Genomic DNA, 2,594 nt, shown 5'->3' on the forward strand with positions numbered 1-2,594 from the left:
AAGAGACGTAGAGTATAACGATTCTGTTTATTTTGGTCTGAAATTTCTGTTTTAGACTAAGAATTTAACTCTTTTACGGCTTCTATAACCTCTGCGGCCGTAATGCTTTTCATGCACTCATGATGTCCAAGCGGGCACTCTCTTCTCATGCATGGGGCGCACTCCATGTCGTGTCTTACAATCTTGCTTTTCTCATTCATCCATTGCGAAGTTTCCGTATGTTTTGTCGGACCGAATATTGAGACGGTAGGAACTTGATACGCAGCGGCTACATGCATAGGTCCGCTGTCGTTTGTAACAAATAGCGAACATCCGCCGATAAGAGAGCAGAGCTCTTTTATGTCTGTTTTTCCTGCTAAGTTTGTGTAGTTTGTTACATGTGAAGATTTGAGATATGACTCGATTTCAGCCGCCATCTCTACTTCATTCGGTCCGCCGAAGATGATGATGTCGTATCTATCGCTATACTCTTTTGCAACAAGAGCAAATCTCTCAGGATACCACCGTTTGGCACTTCCGTATGTCGCTCCTGCGTTTATGCCCATTGTTGGTTTGTCAAATTTTTTCGGTTCTATGTAGAGCTTAAGATGCGGTGTGGTTTTGTTCCATGCGTCGGTGTTTATCATGGCAAGTTCGGCATATTGTTTACAGAGGTGCTTATCTGCTTTTATACTCGGCGTATGCGAAAGCATGAACATGGAGTGCCACGATTTTTTGGCTACGCTAAAAAAAGTTCCCGTGAGTTTTAAAAGAAGTGATGAGTGAATCTGGTTTCTAAAAGAGATTGCCATGTCAAAACTGCCTAACTTTTTGGCAAGCTCATATGTTGCTTTGATTCTGTTTGGAGCTTTTTTTGTCTCATCTACTATCGCCAATTCGCATTTTGGATGGTGTTTCAGCGCCTCGATTGAGACAAAACTTCCCACAAAAGTAAATCTTGCGCTTGGATAGTAAGTACTTAGAAGTTCAATGGCTGGAGTTGCCATAACAGCGTCACCAAGCCAGTTTGGTAAAATTATTAGTATTTTCATGCTGGAATTATACCGCGTCTTTTATATAAATATAAATCGGGGATGAACCTATGTTTAGGGTTTGGCTCTCTATCTTCTCTCCATCACGTGAATATGGTGTGAAAAAATCTTCTTTTTTCAGAGTTGTCGGGTTTAGCGACCAGTGGATTTGAAGAAGCACGTTGTCCACTAAAAATTGAAGAATATAATAGCCCCGTTTTATATCAAGTCGTAAAAATTGAGAGTTTTTTAGATTTTGAACCATAAATTTGTATGCCTTATATGCGGAGCGTTGCTTAATGCCTTCTCTGTTGTCAACAAGCCCATATCCCGGAGCAATCAGCTGATGCCAAGATACAGAGTCGACCTGCTGTGAAGCAAGAGCAAGCAGATAGTATCTTAACATGTAGTCACTATACAGCTCTTCACTTACACACTCGTACTCGCTTGTCGGAGCGTACGGAGCAGTGCCGCTAATGGGCCAGTTTGTCTCCGTGATGTGCAGTTCATGACTACTCTTTGGACTTAGCCAGACCATTGTGCTAAGCAGCGAGATTTTGTCTTGCAGGTTAAATCCCATCTGCATGTTTTCAGGCGCGCCTCGTCTATCTACATATAAAAGTGAAGAGACTCCGTCATAACGGTACTTTTTGGTATTAAAGAGCGTGTGCGCAGTAAAGTGGTACTCAAAGTCTATGACACCGCTCCCTATAAGCTTTACATATGGAAATTTTGATATTTTTAAATCGTAGGCGACTTTATAAAAACGGCTGTATTCATCAACGCTGAAAAATCCCCATTTTGCTCTGTTGATTGTCGAGCCGATTTCAAAAATATCTACATGTTGATTAAGTGAGGCAAAAATTGTCTCCAAATCTTTTTGCAAAAGCGATAAATCTTCTACATGCTCTCTGTCTTGAAGTATTTTTAGTGTTACTTTTTTATCTTTACATGAAAGTATAAAATCTTTCAAAAGCGGGAGTTTTTCCATCTCCCAAAGTTTTATGCGAAGCAATACTCTCTCTATGCCTAGCTCCTCTACCATCTCCAAACTCTCTTCTGGATTGCGCTCAAAATCGACACCAAGGCAGAAGAAGGTTCTTGAGTCTATCTTTTTTCTTTTGACAAACGGCGTGAGAATAAGTGATATAGGCAGTACAAAAATAGAGATAAAAAGAGTTTTAAAAAACGAGCCAATCTGACTTTTTCTCATCTCTCTTTTGTAGTTTTTGTCTTTGAGTGGATATGGCTGGTCGGAATAGTTATCCCATCTGTACGGTTCTTTCATAAGGCGAATTATAACCTTTTTTAGATAAAACAGCAGATTGTTTTAGTTTGTCGTATTTTGTTTTTTTAAATACTATTGATATATGCGTCACATTTTTTCATATAATCATTCCATGTAGTATTTTTGACTGATAGCAAAGAATTTTGAACCAATGTATTATAAAGATTTTTATCTAATATAAGTTTTTCTATCATGTTGGAGAGCTCTTCAGCATTTGGCTCTTGCATTACAAGTGTTTTATCTTAGGTAAATCCGATGAAAAATAAAATTTCACTTAATCAAGAAATTAAACTTGG

The 2,594-nt window shown here is 38.8% G+C and carries 2 protein-coding genes; both read right to left on the reverse strand.

Features of this window, described 5'->3' with window-relative positions:
- Positions 1-56: 56 nt before the first annotated feature.
- Positions 57-1,031, reverse strand: coding sequence for a lipopolysaccharide heptosyltransferase II (gene waaF, locus IBX42_RS12030; RefSeq protein WP_294933173.1), 975 nt, complete (start codon positions 1,029-1,031; stop codon positions 57-59).
- Between the two features lie 7 nt (positions 1,032-1,038).
- Positions 1,039-2,298: a glycosyl hydrolase gene (locus tag IBX42_RS12035; protein ID WP_294933174.1), complete on the reverse strand. Its 1,260-nt coding sequence runs from the start codon at positions 2,296-2,298 to the stop codon at positions 1,039-1,041.
- Between the last annotated feature and the right edge of the window lie 296 nt (positions 2,299-2,594).

Origin of the sequence: Sulfurimonas sp. (genome assembly GCF_014859695.1) — a bacterium.
In the GTDB taxonomy this organism is placed as follows: domain Bacteria; phylum Campylobacterota; class Campylobacteria; order Campylobacterales; family Sulfurimonadaceae; genus Sulfurimonas.